7 protein-coding genes are annotated in these 5,740 nt (G+C 59.5%); 1 reads left to right on the forward strand and 6 read right to left on the reverse strand.

Features of this window, described 5'->3' with window-relative positions:
* The 6 genes from KBI52_RS02390 to KBI52_RS02415 all read right to left on the reverse strand — a co-directional run.
* Window positions 1-528: ATP-dependent metallopeptidase FtsH/Yme1/Tma family protein (locus KBI52_RS02390; RefSeq protein ID WP_210805086.1), on the reverse strand; the 528-nt coding region annotated here is incomplete at its 3' end.
* A 25-nt stretch (window positions 529-553) separates the two neighbouring features.
* Entirely contained in the window at window positions 554-952 is a 399-nt protein-coding gene (locus tag KBI52_RS02395; protein WP_173945235.1) for a DUF4112 domain-containing protein, read from the reverse strand.
* A gap of 169 nt (window positions 953-1,121) precedes the next feature.
* On the reverse strand, window positions 1,122-1,325 hold the full coding sequence (locus KBI52_RS02400; RefSeq protein WP_173945234.1) for a hypothetical protein: 204 nt from the start codon (window positions 1,323-1,325) through the stop codon (window positions 1,122-1,124).
* A gap of 551 nt (window positions 1,326-1,876) precedes the next feature.
* On the reverse strand, window positions 1,877-2,257 hold the full coding sequence (locus KBI52_RS02405) for a hypothetical protein (RefSeq protein ID WP_173945233.1): 381 nt from the start codon (window positions 2,255-2,257) through the stop codon (window positions 1,877-1,879).
* Between the two features lie 210 nt (window positions 2,258-2,467).
* Window positions 2,468-3,145 (reverse strand): ankyrin repeat domain-containing protein, encoded by a 678-nt coding sequence (locus tag KBI52_RS02410; RefSeq protein WP_371823102.1) that lies wholly within the window; start codon window positions 3,143-3,145, stop codon window positions 2,468-2,470.
* Between the two features lie 51 nt (window positions 3,146-3,196).
* Window positions 3,197-4,510: an amidohydrolase family protein gene (locus KBI52_RS02415; RefSeq protein ID WP_247654133.1), complete on the reverse strand. Its 1,314-nt coding sequence runs from the start codon at window positions 4,508-4,510 to the stop codon at window positions 3,197-3,199.
* Between the two features lie 334 nt (window positions 4,511-4,844).
* Here KBI52_RS02415 and KBI52_RS02420 point away from each other — a divergent pair, with 334 nt between their 5' ends.
* A complete protein-coding gene (locus tag KBI52_RS02420) occupies window positions 4,845-5,723 on the forward strand; it encodes a LysR family transcriptional regulator (RefSeq protein WP_173945230.1) in 879 nt (292 codons plus the stop codon).
* Window positions 5,724-5,740: the final 17 nt, after the last annotated feature.

Below are 5,740 nucleotides of genomic sequence, written 5' to 3' on the forward strand. Positions count from 1 at the left end.
CGCCACGTCGTCGAAGGTGACGCGGCCATGCGCCTCGGTCAGGAGCTTCGCCTTGGACTTGCCGATGGACATCAGCCCGCCACCGCCCTGCTTGTTCATGGCGTTACGGGACATCCAGAGCACGAGACCGATCATCAGGGCAAAAGGCAGCAGTGACAGCAGCAGGCCGCCGAGCAGGCTCGGCTGCGGCGGCGGCTCGGCCTTGATGACGACACCCTTCTGCTGGAGTTGCGCGATCAGACCGGCGCCTTGCGGGACATAGGTCGTGACACGGCTGCCTGTCGAGCGTTCGGCAATGACTTCCTGCCCCTGGATGGTGGCCGAGCGGATCTCGCCCTGGTCGACGGCCGTAACAAAGGCGGAGTAGGGCAATTGTTCAGACTGAGGTGCCGACGTGTTCTGGAAGTAGAAAAGCGACAGCAAGGTCACAGCCGCAGCCACTATCGCAAGATTGCGGAAGTTTGGCGCAGCATTCGGGTTGTTCATTGCAATGCTTTCTGAACGATAGTGAGGCAGGTTGATGCGCACCCGTCAGGTGTGCGTGTCATCGCTGTTAGCGGTTTGGTACTGGATGCGCCTTGTCCAAGTGATAGCGTAGCAGATCCATGTTCCGCAGGTTCGAACGGTAGAACACGTCGCCGACCCAACCCACGAGCGGGATGGCACTGATCACGAAGTCGACACCGACATTGCCCACCATGCGCAGGAGCGTCGACATGGGCACCCCCAGGCGGCGCGCTTCCCAGATCAGATAAGCCGACATGCCTTTCGATGTGAGTGTGCCGACGCCCGGGATCAGGTTCAGCAGCGCATCGGCGCCGAAGCGGATGTTGGTTCCTGGCACGCGAACCGCGCTGTCGAGGAGCCGCGCGAGCGCGTCGAGGCGTGCGCGGGTTTCGGCCACACGGAGCGATGTGTCGGTGAAAGGGGAGGTATATGAGTAAGACGTCACAGTCTTCTCCCAGATGCGGAGCCGTTCTAATGCTCCTCAGGTGAGAGAGTCCGACATCGCAGCCTGACGAAGACTGCCAGAGGGGCCCGGACCCCGGTAAAGATAACGTGGGGGTGGAAAGCCCTGGATTCAAGTTCGGGCTACCAGCCTTGGAGCCTGGGATAGATTATCATTCGCGGAGGCCTATGACCGTGTAATCGGCATCGATGACACTACCCTTCGACCGCTGCTGCGCTTGGCGCAGCCTGCGGCAGAGGAAAAAGGACAATGCGATGCCGCCGGCGATCATCAGAGGCAGGACAACAAACAATCCAACGAGCGTGATGGCGAGAAGAGCCAGCGCAGCCGTAATCAACACGGCAAATCGGAGCATCGTGCTCCATGCCCAGCCTATGCCAGCCCTGTTGGAGTGCGACGCGTCGACTATTCGCATGATTGTCCCCGTTGCAACGCAACGCTGCCCGAGCGGCTTTCGATTAGTTTCACGTCTGGTATACGAAGCAACTCAGTAGTTTAATCCGGCTCACTGTACAGAAAGGTAGCATCCAGCCTGATGCGACTGGGAATTGTGCGTTAAGCTGAAGCGTGTGACTACCGAGGGGTACGGGCGAAACTGTCAGAGGGCCTCTGAGTGCTTTGGAGGACCGGCGAAGCTTCCATGATCTTTGTTCAGCGCATTTTGTTTGTAGCCGCAAAGTCAAAATATCCCAACCCGTAGATATGAAGTATCATACTAAATGCTATGAGTCTTCCATCCATCCCAGCTGCAGCGGACACTTTATGGCGAGTTGTTGCTAAGCGGCAGCTCGGACTACTCTCAGAACAACGATCACGGCGATCCATGCTCGCTGCTCATCTTCATCGGGAACGCAACGGGTCAACTGATGCAGTTACGTTTTGTACGATGTAAAAGCTCGTTTGACTTTATTCGACAGCGATCACCTTGAGAGCCCGCCTGACAGCGACACGGGCTGCCTCAACGTGACCGGCGGCCAGCAGTTCGTCGACAATTCTGAGCGCCATGACAGCATCGGGCCGCTGGGCCGCGTCCGAAAGGAGTGCAGTCGCGCCGTAGGCCCCTGCAGGGTTGGCAAGATCGTCGCTCTGGCCCGTCAGATACGACGGGCTACACTTGAGCACGGTAGCCAAGCTCGCCACCGCATCCTCACCTGGATGTTGGGAGCGACCGGTAATGATGTCCTGAATGAATCCCGCCTCCAGACCCGCTTCGAGAGAGGCGCGACGCCATGAGATCTTGAGCGCAGAAACCCGTTCTCCGATGCGCTCTTTGAGGATCGCGTTCACACTGGGCTCCTTGGGGGCAGACGTGACAAAAAGGCGGGAGGCGGTCCATCGACGCTCTTCCCACCTCCCTTTTGGCTTTAGCTATCGTTGACCGAGCATGGTTAATAGAAGACTAATCCGCTGGCTGATGAGGTCTCCATAACGTCAACGGACCTTATCAATCATAGACAGTCCACTAATATTTCAATTCGATCAGCCGGCGAGGGTGGCTCACATCGCTCCCGCCGCGACAAGGATCGCTTCGATCTCCCTGTAGCCGCGACTGCGCACGTGCTGCAGCGGCTTTATGCCATCTCGATCCGCCAAGTTGATGTCGGCACCTGCCTTCACCAAAAGGTCGACGATCTGCTGATGACATTCGCCCCCGTCACCCAGAATGATGGCCTCCAGCAAAGCCGTCCACCCGAGATTGTTGACGTGGTCCAGATCGACGCCCGCCTCGATCAAAGTGCGGACAGTGTCGACATGGCCACGCTCCGCGGCTGGGATGAGAGCAGTGCCGCCATAGCGATTGGTGCTCTTGAGATCCGCACCGTGCGCGAGTGTCATCTTCAGGATCTCGAGATAACCCCGCGCCGCGGCATCGAGATAGGGGCTGTCATTGATCCGATCCTTTGCATTGACATTGGCACCGGCCTCAATCAGCACCCTCGCAACCTCGATCCTGTTGCCGTGGGTTGCGATGAGCAACGCCGTGCGTCCGGCTTCATCTCTCGCATCGATGTCGGCGCCGCGGGACAGAAGGGTTCGAATCTGTGCCGCATCGACATCGTTGTCTGTGACAGCGTCCAATACGTCTTTCCCGCTCGTTAATTGTCCAACGGCTGTCATCGAATGGCCCATTATGCCGAGTGCCGCAAGTATCGAGATGGCGAGACTTCTTCGCATAATCCGAACTCCTTGCAGGAGCAGTGAGCGTCTCGGCCGAAGGTTGTTACCTCAGGCACGCTCAACAGCACCGTAGACTAAACGTCCCTTGTGGAACGTTGCCCGCCGCGGTGCGCGCCGTGCGACGGCCTCGGCCGAACAGCTAGCATCAACCAGAACGAACTCAGCCGTGTCACCTGTTTTCGGCCAAGCTACGTTCCCATCATCGCTCAGCGGAAGCACATCGCCGGTGGCGATCGCAAGGGCGCGCGACAGACGGAACTCGTCGCTTCCACCGTAGAGCTGGGCGCACAGGTTGGCCTTCTCCAGCATGTCACCGCTACCGAACGGTGACCAATGATCGATCACGCTGTCCGTGCCGGTCATGATCTTGACACCCCTGGCACGCAGCTGCGGCAGCGGCATTGTCCTCTGTCCAATCGGCACTGTCGACACCACGGTTACGCCCTGTGTGGCCATGCGCCCAGCCATCTCGTTCAGCTCCTCGGGGCGCAGAGTGGAGAGAGCGAAGGCGTGGCTGAGCGTCAGCCTGTTACGCAGCGCCGGTGTCTTCTCGATGGTTGCGATCATGTAGTTAAGAGCCGCCACACCGGCTGGGTCGGCTTCATGAATATGGATGTCGACGCCTTTATTGTGGTCGATCGCGATCTGGAACATCGCATCCAGTGATGCTTCCATGGCACCGTCGACATTGGTGGGATCCAAGCCGCCAACGTAGTGCACGCCCATGCTCATCGCTTCACGCATCAGCCCATCCACCTTGGAGTGCAACAGGCCGTGCTGCGGGAAGGCGACGATCTCGCATTCAAAGCTGTCACGATAATTCGCCAGCGCAAGCTGGAGATGCTCCAGGCTTTTCAATCCGCTCACTGGATCGATGTTGCAGTGACTGCGCGCTATCGAGCTGCCTTGCGAGAGGAGGAGGTCAATCAGCTTTTCCGCACGCGTCTGCGAGGTCGGCAGCAGCTTCGGAAGAAGCACTTCCTCCCGCGCAATCATGTCCATGATGGTCTTGCCTTGACGGGGAAGGGGAGCCTGCCACGGGCCGCCATAGAAGGTCTTGTCCAGGTGGATGTGCATGTCGCGGAACGCAGGCAGAAGCAGCTTACCCTGCGCCTTGTAGCGCGGCAGGGCTGCGTCCAGTGCGGCACCCGCGTCGTGCACCGCTTTGATGCGACCATCCTGGATTTCCAGCGTATGAATTCCGGTCCGGGTGCCGACCACCACCTCACCCTCGTGCTCGAAGCCTTCCTCGAGGCGCACGTCACTCAAATAGTAGTGACTGTCGGTAACAGCGGTGATGTGCTGACGGGACTGATCCGTACTGGCGGTAGCATCGGCGGCCCCGCTCTGCGTGCCGCTCAAGCCTAGTATTGCGGACGCGGTTGCCAGCCCGCCGGAATGACGAAGGAAGGCTCTACGGCTTTGGTGATTTGCACTTTGCACGGGTCGCTCCTGTGTGCCTATCGCTGAGGTGTAATGGGCTGCACTTGGGCCTATGTCAGCTGCCGGTTTCGGCTTGGCCGTTATAAGGCTGTCGATCGTCGCACCGCCCACGAGGAGATCCGCTCACACCGCCAAGCACTCCTTACTGCAATGTCGGGAGAATAGTGCCAGCTTACTCCATCTGGAAATTAAATGTTCAGATGGAGATTATTGGTTTATTGAATAGTGATTGCAGTGATCCAGCGAGTCGCTGATGCTCGACCCACGCCTGCTGCGGACCTTTATCGCAATCACCGAAGCCGGAGGCTTTACCCGGGCAGCTGAGCGCCTGCACATGACCCAGTCGACCTTAAGTCAGCAGCTCGCCCGGCTCGAGGAAGCCGTTGGGCAGACCTTGGTGGATCGGGACGCACGCCCCATTCGCCCCTCCGCCGCAGGCGAACGCCTCCTTGGATATGCCCGTCGGATCATGGCGCTCCAGAGCGAGGCGACGGCGGCACTGGGCAATCCGGCCGGCACAACGCCCATTCATATCGGGCTTCCGGAAGATGTCTTCAGCCGTCCCATGGCCCGACTTTTCGGCGAGTTCTCCAAGCGCCACCAAGAGATCCGCCTCGACGTCAGCGCCGGGCTGAGCCGCGACTTGACCCGGCGCTACCGTGGCGGCGAGTTCGACATCGTTGTCGTCAAGGAGCCGGCACCCAGCAACGATTGCCGGGCAAGCTTCCCCGAAGCCACAGGCTGGTTCGAGAGCAAGGATGCTCCTGATGCTTGGCCGGACCCTGTCCCCCTCGTAACCTTCCCTCTTGGTGGCCTGTACCGTGAGACCATGTTCGACCGCATCGAGCGTGAGCGCCGCCATTGGTACATCGCCTTTTCTGGCAGCAGCCTCAACAACGTGCTCGTCGCCGTCGAGGGCGGCCTTGGCATAACGCTTCTCCCGGTTGCCGCGACGCTCGGGCGCCACGTCAGGCCTTATGCGCAATTCGGCGAAGAGGCCCCGATCATGGTTTCCATCTATGCCTGGGAGAGCACCGGCTTCATCGCGGAATTGGTACAACAGATCGGCGTTGCCTTGTCGGAACGGTACTGTCAACTTGGCGCGAAGTCGGCGCAGCTGGCGCCGACATAGCCATCATGTCAGCCCAA

Origin of the sequence: Microvirga sp. HBU67558, from assembly GCF_018069605.1 — a bacterium.
GTDB classification, from domain to species: domain Bacteria; phylum Pseudomonadota; class Alphaproteobacteria; order Rhizobiales; family Beijerinckiaceae; genus Microvirga; species Microvirga terrae.

Coding starts and splice junctions, on each gene's coding strand:
- KBI52_RS02400 (WP_173945234.1), bottom strand. CDS start 1,325: ATGCTCCGATTTGCCGTGTTGATTACGGCTGCGCTGGCTCTTCTCGCC.
- KBI52_RS02420 (WP_173945230.1), top strand. CDS start 4,845: ATGCTCGACCCACGCCTGCTGCGGACCTTTATCGCAATCACCGAAGCC.
- KBI52_RS02410 (WP_371823102.1), bottom strand. CDS start 3,145: ATGCGAAGAAGTCTCGCCATCTCGATACTTGCGGCACTCGGCATAATG.